Annotated in this window: 15 protein-coding genes and 1 tRNA gene; 13 read left to right on the top strand and 3 right to left on the bottom strand. The window is 42.8% G+C overall.

What is annotated here, in order from left to right:
- Positions 1–195 precede the first annotated feature (195 nt).
- The 11 genes from gap to rlmB all read left to right on the top strand — a co-directional run bounded on the left by gap (position 196) and on the right by rlmB (position 8,817).
- The gene (gene gap / locus HUU58_12445) at positions 196–1,257 is read left to right on the top strand and encodes a type I glyceraldehyde-3-phosphate dehydrogenase (GenBank protein NUN46479.1); all 1,062 of its coding nucleotides are present in this window, start codon (positions 196–198) and stop codon (positions 1,255–1,257) included.
- Between the two features lie 15 nt (positions 1,258–1,272).
- Positions 1,273–2,469 (top strand): phosphoglycerate kinase, encoded by a 1,197-nt coding sequence (locus HUU58_12440; protein NUN46478.1) that lies wholly within the window; start codon positions 1,273–1,275, stop codon positions 2,467–2,469.
- A complete protein-coding gene (locus tag HUU58_12435) occupies positions 2,462–3,223 on the top strand; it encodes a triose-phosphate isomerase (GenBank protein NUN46477.1) in 762 nt (253 codons plus the stop codon). Before HUU58_12440 ends, HUU58_12435 begins: the two co-directional genes overlap by 8 nt.
- A gap of 36 nt (positions 3,224–3,259) precedes the next feature.
- Positions 3,260–3,571 (top strand): preprotein translocase subunit SecG, encoded by a 312-nt coding sequence (gene secG, locus HUU58_12430; GenBank protein ID NUN46476.1) that lies wholly within the window; start codon positions 3,260–3,262, stop codon positions 3,569–3,571.
- 91 nt (positions 3,572–3,662) lie between these two features.
- Positions 3,663–3,744: transfer RNA gene (locus tag HUU58_12425), tRNA-Leu, on the top strand.
- 33 nt (positions 3,745–3,777) lie between these two features.
- Positions 3,778–4,632: a tetratricopeptide repeat protein gene (locus HUU58_12420; protein ID NUN46475.1), complete on the top strand. Its 855-nt coding sequence runs from the start codon at positions 3,778–3,780 to the stop codon at positions 4,630–4,632.
- 13 nt (positions 4,633–4,645) lie between these two features.
- Positions 4,646–4,948, top strand: coding sequence for a hypothetical protein (locus HUU58_12415; GenBank protein NUN46474.1), 303 nt, complete (start codon positions 4,646–4,648; stop codon positions 4,946–4,948).
- Between the two features lie 5 nt (positions 4,949–4,953).
- On the top strand, positions 4,954–5,799 hold the full coding sequence (locus HUU58_12410; protein ID NUN46473.1) for a menaquinone biosynthesis protein: 846 nt from the start codon (positions 4,954–4,956) through the stop codon (positions 5,797–5,799).
- Positions 5,800–5,850: 51 nt separating this feature from the next.
- Entirely contained in the window at positions 5,851–6,435 is a 585-nt protein-coding gene (locus HUU58_12405; protein NUN46472.1) for a bifunctional nuclease family protein, read from the top strand.
- Positions 6,436–6,452: 17 nt separating this feature from the next.
- Complete coding sequence (locus tag HUU58_12400; protein NUN46471.1) at positions 6,453–8,075, top strand: YjgP/YjgQ family permease; 1,623 nt, start codon at positions 6,453–6,455, stop codon at positions 8,073–8,075.
- Complete coding sequence (rlmB, locus tag HUU58_12395) at positions 8,065–8,817, top strand: 23S rRNA (guanosine(2251)-2'-O)-methyltransferase RlmB (protein NUN46470.1); 753 nt, start codon at positions 8,065–8,067, stop codon at positions 8,815–8,817. The genes HUU58_12400 and rlmB overlap by 11 nt, the downstream gene beginning before the upstream one ends.
- 81 nt (positions 8,818–8,898) lie before the next feature.
- On the opposite strand, the gene HUU58_12390 is transcribed toward rlmB, so the two are convergent.
- From HUU58_12390 to HUU58_12380, 3 genes are all read right to left on the bottom strand, one after another.
- Positions 8,899–9,732 (bottom strand): hypothetical protein, encoded by an 834-nt coding sequence (locus HUU58_12390; protein NUN46469.1) that lies wholly within the window; start codon positions 9,730–9,732, stop codon positions 8,899–8,901.
- 98 nt (positions 9,733–9,830) lie between these two features.
- Positions 9,831–12,227 carry a CHASE2 domain-containing protein gene (locus tag HUU58_12385; protein NUN46468.1) on the bottom strand — a complete coding sequence of 799 codons (2,397 nt, stop codon included), beginning with the start codon at positions 12,225–12,227 and terminating at the stop codon, positions 9,831–9,833.
- Positions 12,228–12,310: 83 nt separating this feature from the next.
- On the bottom strand, positions 12,311–15,016 hold the full coding sequence (locus tag HUU58_12380; protein NUN46467.1) for a hypothetical protein: 2,706 nt from the start codon (positions 15,014–15,016) through the stop codon (positions 12,311–12,313).
- Positions 15,017–15,347: 331 nt separating this feature from the next.
- On the opposite strand from HUU58_12380, the gene HUU58_12375 reads away from it, so the two are divergent.
- Positions 15,348–17,201 (top strand): transglutaminase domain-containing protein, encoded by a 1,854-nt coding sequence (locus HUU58_12375; GenBank protein NUN46466.1) that lies wholly within the window; start codon positions 15,348–15,350, stop codon positions 17,199–17,201.
- The gene (locus HUU58_12370) at positions 17,198–19,177 is read left to right on the top strand and encodes a hypothetical protein (protein ID NUN46465.1); all 1,980 of its coding nucleotides are present in this window, start codon (positions 17,198–17,200) and stop codon (positions 19,175–19,177) included. Before HUU58_12375 ends, HUU58_12370 begins: the two co-directional genes overlap by 4 nt.
- Positions 19,178–19,302: the final 125 nt, after the last annotated feature.

Here is a 19,302-nt window from a genome sequence, read left to right as displayed (position 1 = left end):
GCTACGCTCGCAAGACTTCCTGCAATGTTCTATCACCAATCTCAATCCTTCTTTCCCTTCTATCCAAAGGGGGGTACGATGTTGCTTCCGTTTCCCATTGCCTTCCTTATTTTCGGTTGACTTTCCAGCATACAAATCCTATATTCGCCCCAGTTTAACAACTTCATAATTTTCAACGCTTTTCGGGAGAGGATTATGGCTATCAAAGTCGGTATTAACGGATTCGGTCGCATCGGGCGTTTAGTATTCAATGCGCTTGTAGATAAAGGCCTTTTGGGTAAAGAAATAGATGTAGTCGCTGTAGTAGATGTCAGTACAGATGCGGATTATTTTGCCTACCAACTCAAGTATGATTCCATTCACGGAAAATTTAAAGGCACTATCAATGTTGCCAAAAGTAAACCGGATTTGGATCACAATGACATTCTCATTGTAAACGGTGATCGGGTACAGTGTGTTGCAGCAACCAAAGATCCGTCGCAACTGCCATGGAAAGATCTGGGCGTGGATTATGTGATCGAATCCACAGGCTTGTTTACGGATTCGGAAAAAGCGAAAGGCCATTTAACGGCCGGAGCTAAGAAAGTAATTATTTCAGCACCCGGTAAAGGGGAAGTCAAAACCATCGTTATGGGTGTTAATGAACAAGAATACGATGCTTCCAAACATCACATCATTTCCAATGCATCCTGTACGACGAATTGTCTTGCACCGTTGGTGCATGTTTTACTCACAGAAGGTATCGGTATCGAAACGGGTCTGATGACGACGATTCACAGTTATACCGCGACGCAAAAAACCGTAGACGGTCCTTCCAAAAAAGACTGGCGCGGTGGCCGTGCTGCGGCAATAAATATAATTCCTTCGACTACCGGTGCCGCTAAGGCCGTAGGGGAAGTGTTGCCTGCGACCAAAGGAAAACTTACCGGTATGTCTTTCCGCGTACCGACGGCCGATGTATCCGTCGTGGATCTTACTTTTCGCGCAACGCGCGATACGTCCATCGAAGAAATTGACGGATTAATGAAAAAAGCCTCGGAAACGTACTTAAAAAACATACTTGGCTATTGCAACGAAGAGCTTGTCTCGACAGATTTTATTCATGATGAACGCTCTTCCATTTATGATTCATTAGCAACCATGCAGAACAACCTCAAAGGGGAAAAACGATTTTTTAAAGTCGTTTCTTGGTACGATAACGAATGGGGTTATTCCAATCGTTGCGTTGATCTTTTGATGAAAATAGCCAAAGCATAAACGGACGAAACGATGATGAATAAGCTTACGATGGATCAAGTCCATGTCGCCGGAAAAAAGGTGCTTGTACGGGTTGATTTTAATGTTCCGTTGGACGACACACTCCGCATTACGGACGATACACGCATTCGTGAATCTTTGCCGACAATAAAGAAGATATTGAGCGATGGCGGTATTCCGGTTTTGATGAGTCATTTGGGACGGCCAAAAGGTAAAAAAAATCCTGCAATGTCTCTAAAACCTTGCGCAGTGAGGCTTTCAGAACTTTTGGGACAACCCGTAATAATGGCGGAAGATTGTATCGGAGATACCGTCGAAAAACAAGCGGCGGGTTTATCCAAAGGTCAAGTATTGTTGCTTGAAAATCTCCGATATTATAATGAAGAAGAAGCCAACGATAACGCTTTTGCTGAAAAACTGGCCAAGCTTGGCGACATTTATGTCAATGATGCGTTTGGCACAGCACATCGTGCACATGCATCTACCGAGGGCGTTACGCGGTATTTCAAACAAAATATCGCGGGTTACCTTATGGAAAAAGAATTGCGTTATCTCGGTAATGCGGTTCAAAACCCCAAACGGCCTTTTGTTGCCATCATCGGCGGTGCCAAAATTTCCGGTAAAATAGATGTGATCGAAAACCTAATGAAAAAAGTGGATACCATCATTATCGGCGGCGGTATGGCGTTTACTTTTGCCAAAGTCATGGGGTATGAAATCGGTAATTCGCTTTTTGAGGCCGAAAAAGCTGATTTAGCAAAGTCTATAATCGAAAGAGCGAAAAGCGGTACTACGCGCGTTTTGTTTCCGGTCGATGCCGTTGTCGCTACGGAGTTTAAAAATGAAACCGAAATTAAAACCGTTTCGATGGATAAAATACCGTCTGGCTGGATGGGTTTAGACATCGGCCCGGCTACGATCGATATGTTTCGTAAAGAGATTAATTCTGCAGGAACGGTTGTGTGGAATGGGCCGATGGGTGTTTTTGAGATGCCCAATTTTGCTAAAGGCACAAAAGCCATTGCCGAAAGTTTGGTCGAAACAACACGAAAAGGCGGGGTGACCATTGTCGGCGGCGGTGATTCGGCGGCCGCGATAACGGAATTGGGTCTTGAAAAACAAGTCACGCACGTGTCCACGGGCGGCGGTGCGTCTCTCGAATTTCTCGAAGGAAAAATTTTGCCCGGTGTGGAAGCTTTGACCCATGCGTAAAAAGGTAATCGTCGGAAATTGGAAAATGCATAAAGGCCCGAATGCGGCCCTGCACTTAGCCAAATCGCTCAAACTGAAATTAACCGATATCCGTAAAACGGAGATGGCTGTTTGCCCTCCGTCCATCAGTATTGCCGCGGTGCGTGATGTTTTGAAAGATACTAAAATCAAAGTCGGCGCGCAGAATATGTATTTGCATAAATACGGAGCCTATACCGGTGAGATTTCTGCCGAAATGATCAAAGAATCCGGCTGCGAATATGTGATCATCGGCCACTCGGAAAGGCGGCAACATTTTTTTGAAACCGATACGATGGTAAATCATAAAATCGAATTTGCTTTGCTGGAATCACTTACGCCGATCGTATGCGTCGGTGAGACGCTTGAACAACGCCAGGAAGGACATACCGAATCGGTTATTCGTCAGCAATACCTCGGTGCGATGAAAAATCTGGATTCAGATAAAGCAGCCAAAATAATTATTGCATACGAGCCGGTTTGGGCCATTGGAACGGGCAAAAATGCTACGGTTGCCGAAGCCGAAGCGGTACATAAGTTTATACGCGACTTAGCGCGGGATTCATTTGGAAAAACAATATCAGATAAAATGATCATTCAATATGGCGGGAGCGTGAAACCCGATAATGCTGCCGCCTTATTAGGTTGTGCGGATATTGACGGCGCCCTCGTAGGCGGCGCCAGCCTCGAAGCCGAGTCGTTTGCCGCGATCATACATGCAGCTGAAAAAATATAATTCAATTATAATTCATCATTACTCAGGAGTAAATCCATGTTTGCGTTTCTTGTTGTTTTACACATCATTGTCAGCATTTTGTTGATCGGTGCGATTCTTATGCAATCCAGCAAAGGCGGCGGACTTGCAGGTCTCGGTGGTGGCGCTTCAACTATTCTTAGCGGACGTCAAGCTGCAGATACCCTTGTCAAAGCTACGGTTGTACTTGCCATTTTGTTCGCCGTACTCAGTGTGAGCCTTAATATCAAAGGATTGCGTGATGGTGGTGCCGAGCAGGGTATTATAGAAAAAGAACTGGAACAAGGTGGCGGACAGTCTGCGCCTGCGCTTCCTACACCGCAAAACTAAGAACCGCAATACATTCGTAAGATTTACGGATTTTGCAGCTTTTTTTATTGCAAAAAAATAAAATTAGCGTATATTTCGTGCGCTAATTTATGCGGAAGTGGCGAAATTGGCAGACGCACCATCTTGAGGGGGTGGCGCCGGTAGGCGTGCGGGTTCAAATCCCGCCTTCCGCACTTATGAATCCAAATTTTTTAAAAGGCGATTCGATGACAAAGTCGGCGCCTTTTTTGTTTTATATTATTTTGCTGTTTAGCACGTTCCCCATCGCTTTTGCGCAAGAACAGGATGACGATGGTGATGATTATACCGTGCAGCTTGAAAATTGGAAACAAAAGAGGAAAGAAACCGATAGCCTCAATCAATCCCGTCGTGCAGCCCGGGAACAGGCACGGGGTTATTACAAAGAAGGGAATAGATTAAGTAAAGCTAAACGTTGGAACGAAGCTATATCCATTTATCATAAAGCGATTACCGCCGACTCGTCTTACCAAAAAGTTTACGTTAATCTCGGCGTGGCTTACCGGCGTACCGGTGAAATCAACCGCGCTATGGTGTATTATGATTTAGCCATTCATCTTCCGAATGGAAATACAAATATAACAGCAAAAGCTGTTCAATACAAAGTATGGCTTCTTTCGGATGTTAAAAATTATTCGCTAGCTATTGAAACTTGTAATGATTTTTTGAAAAATAATGCGGTTCATCCTGAAATTTCTTACATTAAAGCGAAGCTTCTAAAGGATCAACTAAATCGAACGGATGAAGCCGTGGCAATTTTAGAGCAGATAGTTAATCATCATCCGGCGCATGCCGCTTCCGTGTATGAACTATCTAATTGTTACAATGAAGCCAAAGAACCGGAGCGAACATTACGATTGATAAACCAAGCCGGAAACATAGAAGAAGAAAAATGGAAGTACGGAATTCTTTTTGAACGGGCTGAGGCGTTACGACTTTTGAATAGAACCGAGGAAGCGTTAGCGGATTATCGGAAAGCTGCCAACGATAAACGATGGAAAGAAAGCGCGGAATACTGGATCGGAGTACTGCAACCCAAATAAATCGGAGGTTGTTATGAGTGAATTAATCGAAGGTTGGGCCGTTGTTAAAACGGTTTCCTATGAACATCAAGCGGAGCTGATCAGTGACCAGCTACAGTCGGCCGGCATAGAAAATACTGTGTTCAGTCAAAAAGACAGTGTCAATACGGTGTGGGTAGGAGACTTATCGGAGATCAAAATCCTCGTTCCTCAAGATAAATTGCAGGAAGCTTTGGATGTTTGTAAAGACATCGAATTACCTGATATGGAGCTGTCAGAGGACGCCGATGTCGGTGCGTCAGAAGAAGATGAAGATCGTGATGAAAATGAGGAATAAGACGTTTGCAAAAAATTAAAACCTGTGCTGTAGAGTATCTAAATACAAGACCTATCGTTTATGGTTTGCAGCAAGCCGCCGCAGCGCGGTTTGAACTTCAATACGCTATTCCTTCGGTCTGTGCGGATAAACTTAAAAACAAAGAAGTTGATCTCGCATTGATACCGTCGATCGAATATTCGCGTATTCGCGGTCATCGAAACCTTCGGATCGTGCCCGACATCGGTGTTATTTCACATCAATTTGTGAAAAGCGTGGAGCTTTTTTTTAATCGAAATCTTGAGAATATTAACACCGTTGCCGTCGATATCAGCAGCCGTACATCGGTGGGATTGCTAGATATTATTCTACGCGAAAAATTTGATATTCACCCTGAGTTTATTCCAATGCCACCGCAAGTCGAAGTTATGCTGTCAAAGGCCGATGCGGCCTTGATCATCGGTGATAATGCACTTGAGTTATACGATACATGGGATAACAAAATTGATCTGGGAGAAGAGTGGGGTGATATGACAGACGGATTGCCATTTGTGTATTCGTTTTGGGCTGCTGCTGAAGACGCATTGAATACGGAAGATATTCTTACACTAACGGCTTCTCGCGATGCGGGCCTGGATCATATTACGGAGATTTCACGAGTTTACAGCCAAGAACGCGCGCGAGGTTTTGAACCTGATTTTTATGCCAATTACCTCACGGAGAACATACAATACAAACTTGGGAAAGCGGAACTTGAAGGGCTGAAGGAATATTATTCTTATTGTTTTTATTACGGTATCATCGATGAAATACCCGATCTGTTGTTTGTCGGGCAAGAAAACGAATCCGATTTCACCGTTAAAAATAATTGATTTTCCTTAAGTCGTATATTAACTTATTCTAGAACTGAAACGGAAATTGTAATGGAATTGCAGGTCGAAATAAAATGGATTATTGAGGATGAGCAGAGTAATGGCTATATCCTGCAATTGGTAGAAACCGGACTTGAAAAAGGTCGCATGTTACCGGTTGTTATCGGCGCGCCGGAAGCGCATTCGATCGCACTGGAACTTCAGGGTATCAAACCTTTTCGCCCGTTTACTCATGATTTAGCCGTCCAGATTTTAGACGCCTTGGATGCTGAAGTTGACAAAGTTGTCATTACCGAATTAAATAAAAATACTTTTTTTGCTTCGATTCATATCCACAGTAATTCTGTCGGGGAACAAGTGATTGATTCGCGCCCGTCGGATGCGATTGCAATAGCGATACGCGTCGGCTCTCCGATCTTTGTAGAAGAAAAAGTGATGGAAGCTGCGGGATTGGATGTGGACGTCCAATCCGGTGCGTATGTCAAACAAACAAACAAAGTTCCGGCTTCGGAAGCATCCGAACTTTCCATGACACCGCTTGAAAAACTGGAAAAAGACCTTCAAAAGGCCGTTGAGTCTGAAAACTATGAGTTGGCCGCTAAGCTCCGCGATCAGATAAATCTCCTCAAATCTTAATACCGAAACGTCACGGCATGTTTATCGTTTCCCGCTATGTGATCCGCGAACACATCGGACCGTTTTTCTTTGCGCTTGCGCTTATCACATCCATGCTTTTGCTCAATTTTGTACTGCAAGCGATGCGTTATATTATAGGCAAAGGCATCAGCATGACGGTGATTTTAGAGTTCATTGCATACAATCTTGCGGGAATTATCGTATTGGTCGTTCCGATGTCTATTCTCGTCGCTACGATCATGGCGTTTGGTCGTCTCGCCTCCGACAATGAAGTGACGGCCCTTAAGGCCGGGGGTATTAATTTTTTTAAATTGATATTTCCTGTCATTCTCGTTGCGTGCGTTATTACCTACGGTGTTTTTTGGTTTAATGATGAAGTGTTGCCATTGGCTAATCACAATGCACGCGTTCTAAAAAAAAATATCCAGGCTAAAAGACCGACACTTTCCATTGAGCCGGGTGTGTTCTTGGAGGGCATTGAAAATTTTAGCATGATCGTTGAAAACAAAGATGAACTCGGCTCCACAATTTATGGTGTAACGATATTTGATAAATCCGACCGCAATGCACAACGAACCATAACAGCCAAACGCGGATCTATAGCGATCGAAGAATCCAACGATAATATGATATTGGAGTTGGAAGAGGGTGAAATACACGAATACCATCAGGGCAAAAATGATCAATATCAGCGCATAACTTTTCAAAAATACAAAGTGATCGTTGCCGTTGAAAACCTATCGTTAAAAACAAGTGATGAGACCTTTAGAAACGATCGCGAAAAGAATATAGATCAACTCATGGAAGAAGTAGCACGTCATCGCAAAGAACGTGAAAGGCAGATGGGGTTGGTTTTAAAAAATATAGAAAAAAAACCGGAATCCGTTACGCAATTGGATCCCCGCGCTCGCAAATTAGTCGAAAAATATTGTGTGGAGTTCAGTTGGCTAGATGCGATCAATGATTATTTCATGGATTGGAATCTACGCCTGGCGTTGGATACGGCGTATGTCCCATATACGGATTATGTTTTATCGGATTCTCTTAAACAAACTATACAAACTTATTTGAAAGACACTCTGAAACATACGGTACCGGTGGCTGAATCACAACCATCGGCTTTACGCAGTTTAGATCCGAGTTTGGGGCGACGACCCAATATGAGCAAGTCTGCAATACCGGTCGATTCTGTAGAAATGCCGTTAACCGCGATCAGCAATCAGGTTTCCGGAAATATCAGTACCGTTTCGAGCTATCAGCGGCTGATGGATCAGAGTATGGTCGAGGTGAATAAAAAATATTCGATACCGATGGCATGTTTGATTTTTGTGTTATTGGGTGCGCCTATCGGTGTGAAAGCCAAACGCGGTAATTTGGGTCTCGCCGCAGGGATTAGTTTGTTTTTCTTTATCGCATATTATTTCTGTTTAATACTCGGAGAGGATCTGGCGGATCGCGGGCTAATGAATCCTTTTTTTGCAATGTGGTTTATGAATTTCTTTTTAGGCATACTTGGGTGTGTCTTGATATATCAAACCGTAACTGAAAAAACGATGGGTTGGTTGACCATCCGATCCTTTTTCCATTCGTTGAACTTAACAATGAAGAATAGTTTTAAACGGAAAAATAATGAAAACTAATATTATTTTCGGAAGACAACCTGTTTTCGAAGCGCTTAAATCTGGAATTCCTGTAAAAGAAGTAATACTGCAAATCGGCGCTCATGGCGACGCCATTGATGAAATTATCAACGTCTGCAAAAGAAAACAAATTCGTGTTCGAACCATGGATGCGCGGTATTTTTCAGATATGATCGGCGGAAAAAATAATCATCAAGGCGCCATGGTATTGCTTGATCAAAAAGAATTCCAATACGTGGAAATGGACGTTATATTTGATCGTGCCGTTGCTGCCGGAGAGAAGCCGCTCGTTGCTATTTTGGATGAAATAACCGACCCGCATAATCTCGGAGCTATTATTCGCAGTGCCGAATGCGCCGGTTTTCACGGTATAGTCATCCCTAAACACCGTTCGGCAGAAGTTAACGCAACCGTTGTAAAAACGTCTGCGGGCGCCACGGCGTATATTCCCGTCGTACAAGTAACTAATCTTACACAAGCGCTTGAAGAATTACAGGAACGCGGGGTTTGGATTTACGGAACAAGTCTTGACGGAGATCGCGATTATGATGCGATTGATGCGCGTGATGCTGTCGGTATTGTTATAGGTAGTGAAGGTAAAGGGATGCGTAAAATGGTAGCTGAACATTGTGATTTTTTGATTCGCATCCCGATGAGCGGCCAAATCCAATCGCTCAATGCTTCGGTGGCTGCGGGCATTGTCTTTTTTGATGTCATGCGACAAAGACGAAAAGGGAAATAGTGTAGAGTAGAAGTATGTATATAAAATAAAAAAACCGAATGTTGTCATTCGGTTTTTTTATTGGAACTATAATTTTAGCTATCAGTTGTTCAGTTCTTTTTCTTCTTCTTTTTCTTGAATCTGCATACGTTCACCGATCCATCCGCCCAAAAGGCCTAACCCGCCTGCAACAGCAAGTGCGACTAATAGGATGAAAGCCATAGTGCCAGATTCGATACCGAAATCTTTTGCTTCGATACCTAAAGCGAAAGTGATAAATAAGTAATCCAAAAGAATCGTTAAAGCGCCTGCAATACTGCATTCCTTTTCAGTATGCCCTGGTGACTTATAACCCGCTACAATTCCGGCTGCAAATACGCTCAATGCCATAAAAACAGGTACCGGTGTAAGAGAAATCAAACCGACGAAGAAAATCACAAAACTATTGAGCATAAAGCCGATCACAACGGCAACGATAATCCAATGCCATTGCAGCCATTTTGTGGGATGGTCGTATCCTTCCAATTCTTCGCCAACCCAGCCGCCGAGCTGGCAGATCAACATGCCGGCCAGTGCGACACCGATTTTTTCAAATATGCCGAGTTCAGCTATAAATGTGGGGCCGTATCCCATACCCGAGAGCACAAAGCCGATGATGGGAATAACTAATCCGGCTACAGCAGCTTCTTTGACCGTATGACCGGGTGAGTAATGACCTAAAATCATGCCGGTAACGGCAAAAGCAAGCCCGCCGATCAACATCGGTACGGCTTTTACAACGTCCGGATTGTATTTAGTAGATGTGATAAATGTGAAAGCGCCGATGATAACAATACCTATCACGCAACCCCAGAAAACCCAAAACCAATCAATGATACTTTCGGGTTGATCAAGATCAATAGACTTGTCCTTTGAAAAATTGCTCCGTTCGATCATGGATAACTCCTCATAATGCGATATATGAATTTAGAAATAGAAATTTCAGATTGGGCTTTTGGACGACCCATAATAATCAATCTAAAAACTATTGTCAATTATTTCGTCTTCATTTCAAAAATACCGTCCCAATTTTCCGGCGGCGGATTGAGTTTGAACTCTTCACAGCGTTCGATATAGGTCTGCGAAGGACCGTCGTCCGGATTGGTAGTGAGTGCCGTTTTGAAAAGCACCATAGCTTCGTCCCAACGCTGTTGACGATATAATTCGAGGCCTTTATTATAGTTTTCGATAGTTTTTTTCATATTCGCCGTAATACCCGTTGAGGTGCGGGCGATAACCTCAAATACTTTCACGCCTTTGGCTTTACCTTTGACGCGTAGAATATCAAGTTCGCGGGTGATGACTTGTTCTTTGACAAATTCGCGCGTCATTTCGCTGATCATAATATATGTGCCGTACTCTTTATTGGCGCCTTCGAGACGGGAAGCGAGGTTCACATTATCACCCATAACGGTATAATCGAAAACGGATTCGGAACCCATGTTACCGAGTACGACGTTACCGGAATTGATGCCGGCACGCGCTTTAAGTTCAGGGCGGCCTTCACGTTTCCATTTGACGCGCATTTCGACGAGTTTCTCCTGCATTTCTAACGCCGCATAACATGCTTTGGCGGCGTGTTCATCGTCTTGCAAAGGTGCGCCAAACTCCGCCATGATCGCATCGCCTTCATATTTATCAATGATGCCGTCGTATTTGGAAATAATATTGGTCATTGCCGTCAGGTATTCATTAAGCAAGTGTACCAACTCGACCGGTGTCAATTTTTCGGAAATCGTGGTAAAACCCGCCACGTCGGAGAATAGAATGGAAAGAACACGTTCTTCACCGCCGAGCTTGAGCAAACCGGGATTCTCGACAAGCTGCGCAACTACTTTTTCAGGCAAGTAACGACCGAATGCATTACGAATCTGTGCTTTTTCTTTACGCTCGCCGAGATATTGAAAGATCACATTACCGACATAGGTAAACATGATCGCCAATACCGGCGTCACGAGTTGCATGTGAATGTTATGTTTTGCAAATAAATAGAATGCTAAGGCGATAACCGATGCAATGATCAGTAACAAAATCGGCAATGCCAGTAACGGTTTATTAAGGCGACTGACCAAGAGAAACACAACAAATGCGCTCAACGTTACAATTAAAACACGAATCCAATCCGCCTGTATGGTAACATAGTTATCTTTGATAATGGTATAAATTGCGTTGGCGTGGATTTCAACTCCGGGCATCAGGGTTTCTAGTTTTTTTCCATCGGAAGTGCGCACTTCACTGATCGGTACGGAAAACACGTCGTGCAACTCTTCCATCGTCGCACCGAGAAGAACGATTTTGTCCTTAAAGAAACCGGATTTAAGCAGGCCGGGGGGGATCCCTAGATCGGGATCGCCTTCATCATCAAACGAATCCAGATCGCGCCCTTCTTTGAGATCAAATGCGGCATCATCCACCGTAAGTTCGAACGATTTATAGGGGAATGTAGCTTTAGGACCGGCGAAGTTGATCAAAAAAGAGTAGGGTTTATACTTGCGTATAACTTTGTCGCCGAATTGAAAAAATTGTTCATTGTTGATGAATTTTGCAGAATCAGGGATATCATAATATTTGCGTAAAACTTCGACGCCAAACGAGTGAAAAACCTGCTCGTGTTCATCATCACCCGTTTTTTCTTCAACCAGATATTGCCGCCAAAAACCGTCAATATCATTGGTTACACCGACAAAACCCCATTTTCCGATTCCTTCATCCAGAAATTTAGGAAGCGGCTTGGCTGTTGTGCCGATACTTCCGCCGCCGGAAGCTACATCGCCTTTAATGACTTTACCGGCCAATACGACGTTGCCGCATTCTTTGATAGCCGCCGCGAGATCATCATCCTTTTCGGGACCATTATAATCCGGGGCATCAAACACAATATCTATTCCGACCACTTTAGCGCCGGCGCGTTTCATATTACGGATAAAATGGGCGTAATACGTACGCGGCCAAGGATAGCGATCACGAACTTCTTCACCGGCTTGATCGCTCACATCAACGATGATGATGGGAGATTCTTCAGGGGTTAATCTTTTTTCTAGGTCAACGTATTGGTATCGAAAACTAAATCTCTGATCCAAGGTTTTTAGTTCAACACTTTCGATGGCTTTGACATTGACGAGAAAACTACCAAGCCAAACAGCTAGTAGAGTTATAAAAATACCGGATAATGTCTTATTTTGAAAACCGGCAAGATATATACCGATAACGGAAGCAAGCAATGAGGCAAAAGTGAGCCCGATATTTAACAGGTAAAATGCGATAAGATTATCGCTCAAATCGGGGAGTACTTTTAAAACCAAGCCCGGAATAAATACCAATAAACTGATGATCAAACAAATCAATGCACCGGTATTGGCTCGGAGGTTTTTGAAAAAATCACCTTTTGCCATAATGCCTCGTCATAAAGATAGTAGAGTGGATAAAAAGAGAGCCTGATTTATAATCAAATCAGGCTCTCGCGGATAAGATCGAATTAGAAAATGTATTCGTATCGTGCTAAGAATAGGCTGTTGGTTACCGATTTGGAACCAGAAGCCGTAGGAATTTTGAGTCCGGAGGTGATGCTGTAAGTCAGCGTCACATTGTTTTTTTCAAAGAAATTGATTCGTGAACCCAAAGAAATCGTGTTAAGAGTTATATCGGGAACGTTGGGCAAGGTTACAGCTGCTAAATTGTATCCGGCTGTCGAATTAATACGTACGTCATCATTTTGAAATACGAGGTAGTCGGCATTGACGTTAAGACTGAATGAACTGGTTTTATTTGTGACTGTCATAGAATCCCGTTTATTGTCAGATGTTTTAATGACGGATTTTGTTTCGCTGTTCGAATTGTTAAATCCGATCGAAGTACGTAATGGAAACTTCCAGTCCGTCGAAAGACTCAAGCCGATGGTATTTATCTTGGATCCGGAGGCGGCTTTATGATAGTCTGTAATGGTTTCATTGGCTATAACAGAGGTAACGGCAGTGTCTGAGTCGAACGAATATGCCGTATTGATATCTTTACTGTTATCTTTACGCGTGCTGTTGGATAAACTAAACGACGCCGAGTTACGCAGTTCATTAAACGTAAAACCGTACGTCGTGTTAAAACTGAATGTATTGGTTGTATTGTCTTCAGGACGCGCACCGGCGCGTATTTGATCACGATATTTTTGTGTTGTGTTTTCTCTTATTGCTGATCCATCGTAATCAAAACCATTCTTACGACTCATAGTTTGATAACCCAATGTTACCGATGGTAATTTATTAGGTAAGAAAAATGACATGTTAAATCCAAGCGTATTGGTTTTAGGCGTATTGGCCGCTGTTTTGGCAAGATTATTCTTCATCGTCGCATAGTTGATTGTAAGGAATATGCGGTTTTGCCAAAACCGCATGCGGTCGACGATCTCAAACGACTCTTGATCTCTAGCTACAGATGCCCCGTACGATTGGAAAAACGCACCGTTAAAACGATAACGCACACTCAGATTGTTATTATATGCAGATATTGAACTACCAACAGTATATGCGAGTAAGTTTTTATCGAATTCAGTTATTAGTGGATCGAGATTAGCGTTTAGCGTAATAAACTTCTTTACTAAATCGTATTGACTTTTAGTCAGGTCAATATCTGCTGAGTCTAGATCGGCATGAGAAATTGAACCGGATGTAATATCGGTGTTACTGATAGCGCTGGCGACCGATGCATCAAAGTTCAAACGCTTATTGAACATGCTTGCTCGAAAATCAGCACCGGCAACCAAATTTTCTTGCGGGGTCAAGCCGTTATAGCCCACAGCCGTTATAGGATTCATGAGGAGTGAGCTAACTTGATCTTTGGTTTTTACAAAACTTACTCCGAATTGGAATGACTGGGGGCCTACAGAGAAGCGTCCGGCGGTCATATTACGTTTGAAATCGCCTGAAAAATAACCATTGGGGTTGCTTTCAAAATAAGCCTGATAAGCATCGGCGTATGATGTAACAGAAGTGTCCGTATTGTGGAAAATAGAATCTATTTTGCTTTTGTTCTTTTTATTTTGATCACTCAATACTTTACGGTTAACTTCACCGGTGACGTACTCAAAATTGAACACGCCAAGATAAACGCCCCCGCTAAAACCGCGTACACGCGTTCCATTGAGCGTAACAGGGCTGAAAGTGGGGTAGGTATCGCCGTAGTTTAAAATCACTAGATTATCAACATTGGCCGTCACCAAATAACGTGAAATGGGTTGATTTTTCTTAGGATCGTCTTCAGAGTCCCAATCGAACGTCGCGCCTACCTGGAACCACTTCTTTTCATACGAAATATCGCCACCCACGCGATCAAATACGGTGGTTTCGCCAAGATTCTGCTGTGCACGATGTTCCGCACGTCCGGATAAACGGAAAGTTCCGTCTTCAAAAGCGGTTTCGGATCCCCCCGAGGTCAAATCTGAAGAGGCACGGAAACCTTTGGAAGCTAAAATGTCTTCACCGCCGCTTAGTACCACTTCAAATGTAAATTCGGTTAATATTTGTGTTTCGCTCTCACCTGAAATATACATCAAACGCGCTACGTGTTGACCCACACCAAGGTCTTTGGGGGAGTAGGTAATCAGTTCCGGCGTCACATCGGCTTTAGCCGTAATGTCGTCACCGTCTAGTTTGAGGCGAAGATTTTTTACATCAATAGCATTGTCTGAAAATAAAGAAATAGCTATAACAACGTCTTTTTTATTGATCTTTTCATCGGGTTCCGGTGATAAAACAACCACTTCAATACCGGTTTCTTGAAACACAGAACGTTTGCTGATGATCATTTGAAACGGCATATACATCGGATTTTCAGCGGGCAAAGTAATTGTCTGACCCGAGCGTGTTTCGGCGGAAATGTAATACTCGATTTGGTCGCCGTTTTTTAATCCGTTGAGCTCACGAATATACGCGCCGAAACTACCATTGACTTTTTGGCTCATTTCAAAGTTGGTAAAATTAGCTTGACCCGGACGACGATAGTTTAAGTAAGCGTGTTCTACCGGCACAGTAAAGGCAGTTTCAAAATATACCGGTTGACCTTCGGGAAGACTCGTTAGCGGTGTATGGAGAATCTCACCGCCGGCAAATGCATTGCTTTGAAGCACAAAACTTGCGAAAAAAAACAGCGTAGCCATAAGGCCTCGCCGACTCGAATTGGGGATCAACTGCATAATTCCTCCTAAATTTAGAACCGCATTCAATAAAACAGTCAAAGTTGATTTTAATTAAAAGACATTGGTGCAGATGACTTTACACCAAATTAATTGCAGACAGGTCAGATCCTATCCCGATGAAACACGTGGCATTCGTATAATTAATGCCGGTTACCATAATAATCCAATGAAGAGTTAACATCTGTAATGTAAAGAATTTATGCGCATAAGTGCAAACTTTTTTTACTGGTTGGGCATTGTATCTAGATTTGATTTTTATTGAATTTGGCGCGATGCTGTTTTAACGTTATCCCGTTTAAATGGGTTTAAAAAAAGGGAATATGCTAGGATGTTAGCTTCTATTATCAAGTTGATTTTCATCATTATCGTAGTCTGTACTTTCCCATTGACGGCACAGTATGAAGACAACTCGCATACTATGGCGTTTTCACGTACGATGCATTATGCGCTAAGTAAAAATGACAAGGGGAACTATCAATTAAAATCTGAAATCAAAACTAAAATTCGGTATTTGTCCGAACGCGCGTTGAAGAACAACACGTTTTACGTAACCGAGGAATTTTCAGCCAAAGTAAACAAGCTGAACGGTTCGTATATTAAAAAAGAAGGTTTTGGTGCCCCGCAAATTGGTTTTTATTATGCAAAACCGGAAGACGTGTTTATCGGCAATTACAAAATCCACAGTATAACATTTGATAAACCGTTAAAGGTCAAAGATTCCATACAATATTCATATCAGGAAACTTTCACTGAAGCGGCATACATGCCTTTGATCGAGGTGCCTAATGTGGATTATGTGGAATATCTACAAATAAAGATTGACCATCCGCGCGATACGTATGTTGATTTTGAAATACGCTATACGACAGATACACTGGACTGCCGTATCGATCGTCAGAGTGAAAAAACAACATTGACGTTTAGAAATATCAACTACCGTACACCCTTGGCTCATAACCCGTTTGAACGCATTCGTGCCGTAATTTTGACCAAACTGCAAAATGCAAAACGCGAACCGATCAATCCCTACACACCGGCCTCATTTACATCGTGGTACAACGGAAAGCTCGCTCAAAACGGTTTGATTGATGATCGCCATGACTCTCTGGCGCAGGCTATCACGCGAGGATTAGAGGAGCCTATGGATAAACTCAGAGCAATCCATAATCACGTCAAAAATCGTATTCGATACATCGCTGTGGCGGATTCCTTTCATGCGATCATACCGCATCGCTCCAAAAAAGTACTCGAATTAAACTACGGTGATTGTAAAGACCGGGCATTGTTGCTGATGCTTTTGGCGCGTTCTGCAGGTATACCTGTTCGTATGGCGCTCGTTTCGACCACACCCAGACTTCGTTTTGACGGCGTCCATACTTCGTTTTTTAATCATGTGATCAATGTCTATGAAGCCGACGGGAAACGTTTTTATTTTGATCCTACGGCTAAATATTGTGAATTTGGCAATCTTCCTCCGACGGATTTCAACGGACGAGTATTGATTCTCAACGAGGCGAATCCGGTTTATACCGACGAGCCGCCTTTGCCGCGAAAATTATCCATCGAAGTGGAAGTAAACGGAGAAATGGACAGTTTGCGCGCAGCGAAAGCCAGTATCAAGCTCCGTAATGAATATTTATCGTCGGCCCGTCATGCACGGCATGAACTCTCCGGACAGGCGCTTGAAAATTATTTATCCCGGATGATCAACTCCAATTTCAGTAAAATAAGCATGGATCAATTCCATTTTGAAAGCGAGTCAGACTCGACAATGACATTTAGTGCTAAAGCGGATTTGTCGGAATTTATTATTCAAACTGCAACGCGCAAATATATCCCGCAAGCTCCGTTTCAATCCGTTTCATCCCAAACAGGTGAACGAATAAAAGACACGTGGCCGGTGTACATGAAAAACCCTGAATTGCTCGGTATGATACTGCGATTGAAAATAGGCGATGCAAAGGTGAATTATAAAGATATCGCGCTCGGCGACAAAGAGGTTGCTTGGTTTAGTAATCAAACTTCATTGGATGCGTCGCGCGGAATGTTAGAAACACGCTATGAGTTTGTCCAGCAATCCCTGTGGTATGACGGGGTTGAACGGCTGTCGTATCTCGAATTTTGCAAACAATATCTGAAGCTTAAAACGTCGCTTATTACTATAACCGGAAACACCCCATGAGAATAATACTAACACTGGTCTTTACGATAACCCTGGCATCCTGTTCGATCTCCAATAAGACCATTGCCCTCGCACCGACCTCATTAAAACTGAGTATTAACGATACGATCAATCTTCCGTCGTATGCTTCAAAATATTCGGAGTATGATGGTGTGTTTCTTGAAATCGACGAATCCATGGAGCACAATGCATCGGACTTGATGATGGGACTCAACGAATGGTCATTTTTCTATATTCGTAAAGTCCGTTACGTTATTCTCAATCCCGACAATCAAAGGTTGAGCACTTTTTCGGTGCACGTCGAAGCCAATCAAGTATTGAAAAACGCATTCATGCGTACGATTTCACCCGACGGAAAAATCACGCGTTTTAACATGCTGCACCTCAAATCGGAAAAAAATTCGGACCATTCACAGACCTACCGGTTTGTTTATCCCGACGTGGTCAAAGGTACCATCGTAGAAGAAGGGTATGAAATAGAATATGTTAACCTTTTGAACAATCCGCCGCTGCAACACAATGTTGCATTGCAGTACAGTATGCCTGTTGAAAAGCTTACTTTTCGCTATGCGTATCCGGATTGGTGGGAGATTCGCCAAAAAAATATAAGCGATACGCGTAAACTCAAATACACCACACAATTGGACGCCAAAAATCGAAAACGGGTTTTGATGTATGCAGCGCGTGATATCGCGGCTGTTCATGACGAACCGTTTTCGCCATTTTTTAAAGAACTGGCCGATTATGCGGCATTTATGATCACCAAACTCAATATGGGGAATATTAATTATAAAGGCGCATCCGGTTGGAGCGAGGTGGCCAATATTTATAAAAATTATGCGATTGATAGAACGTCGTTTTTCTCCAAGTTATTGGCAAATAATGTGGGGCGCACTACGGATAAAGTCGTTGCGTCGTGTAAAACGTCTGAACAAAAACTGGATTCGATCATCACGTATCTTCAGACCCAAATGGATGTCGGGCAAGGCGCGAGTGATTTTGATGAATTACTGATCAAAAAGAAAGGCAATGCTTATCTGATCACAGGGCTTGCACAAGCCATGCTTTTGAAAGCCAGGATTGATGCTAAATATCTTCTTATTCACAGCGCTCAGGATGGTTATTTTGATAAACAATATTTTTCTGCTTCAGAAATGTATACGCCCGCCGTGCTAGCCGTGATCAATGAAAAATCATATGTCGTTTTTCCATATATCGAGTTCTTACCGATTACCTATATACCTGAATTGTACCAAGGACAAGAAGCTATAAAAATTACAAACCAGGGTTATGATGGCTTTTATAAGGTACCGGACGGGGTCGGCTCGGATAACATAACGGAAGAAGCGTATCAATTAAATATTGCTGAAGACGGGGCAGTCGAAGTAGAGGAACTGAAAACTTTACACGGATCGGAAGCGTATGGAGTCCGTCGTAACATGGCGCGTATGAATAATGAAGAACGCGACCAAAGTTTGAAAAAAATGATGACCTATAGTGACGGGCACACTACGATCACTTCGTCTTCTATCGAAAATCTGTCGGATCATCGCAAACCGCTTATCATTCGTTTGCGATATACCATAGACAATCTTGTTACCGTCACACCGGAAGAAGTGATTTTTCAGACCGGCGGGCTTTTTTCACCGACTTCGCGCATCAAATTTAAAAGTGACAGTAAAGAAAGAAAAAATCCAATTCGAATTTTTAATGATGAAGCATTTATAAAAAAAATAACGATCCAATATCCTCAAACATGGGAGTTGGCATCGACTATGCAGGATGTTCAGTTTCAAAATAATTTCGGTTCGATTTCAGGGAACTATGCTATTAGCAAGGGTACACTCAAAGCAGAACAGTCGCTGCGATTAATAAAGACGTTACAACCCAAAGAAACCGTTGATGATCTTTGGCGCGTTGCCGGCAAATCGTCAAGACTTCAATTACCAAACCTTATTTTCAAAGTTAATAATTAGCAACAACTAGTAACAACCCATGTGAGTCTATAGAGCCGGTGAATGTAAAATTTCACCGGTTTTTTATTTCACACAATCTAATTTATAACAACAGACTCCATAATCTGAATTATTTTTTCCTTCCT

It is taken from the genome of bacterium, assembly GCA_013360215.1.
GTDB lineage: Bacteria > CLD3 > CLD3 > SB21 > SB21 > JABWCP01.
The sequence above is the reverse complement of the archived record's forward strand: the minus strand, read 5'-3'. Positions and strand labels throughout refer to the sequence as shown.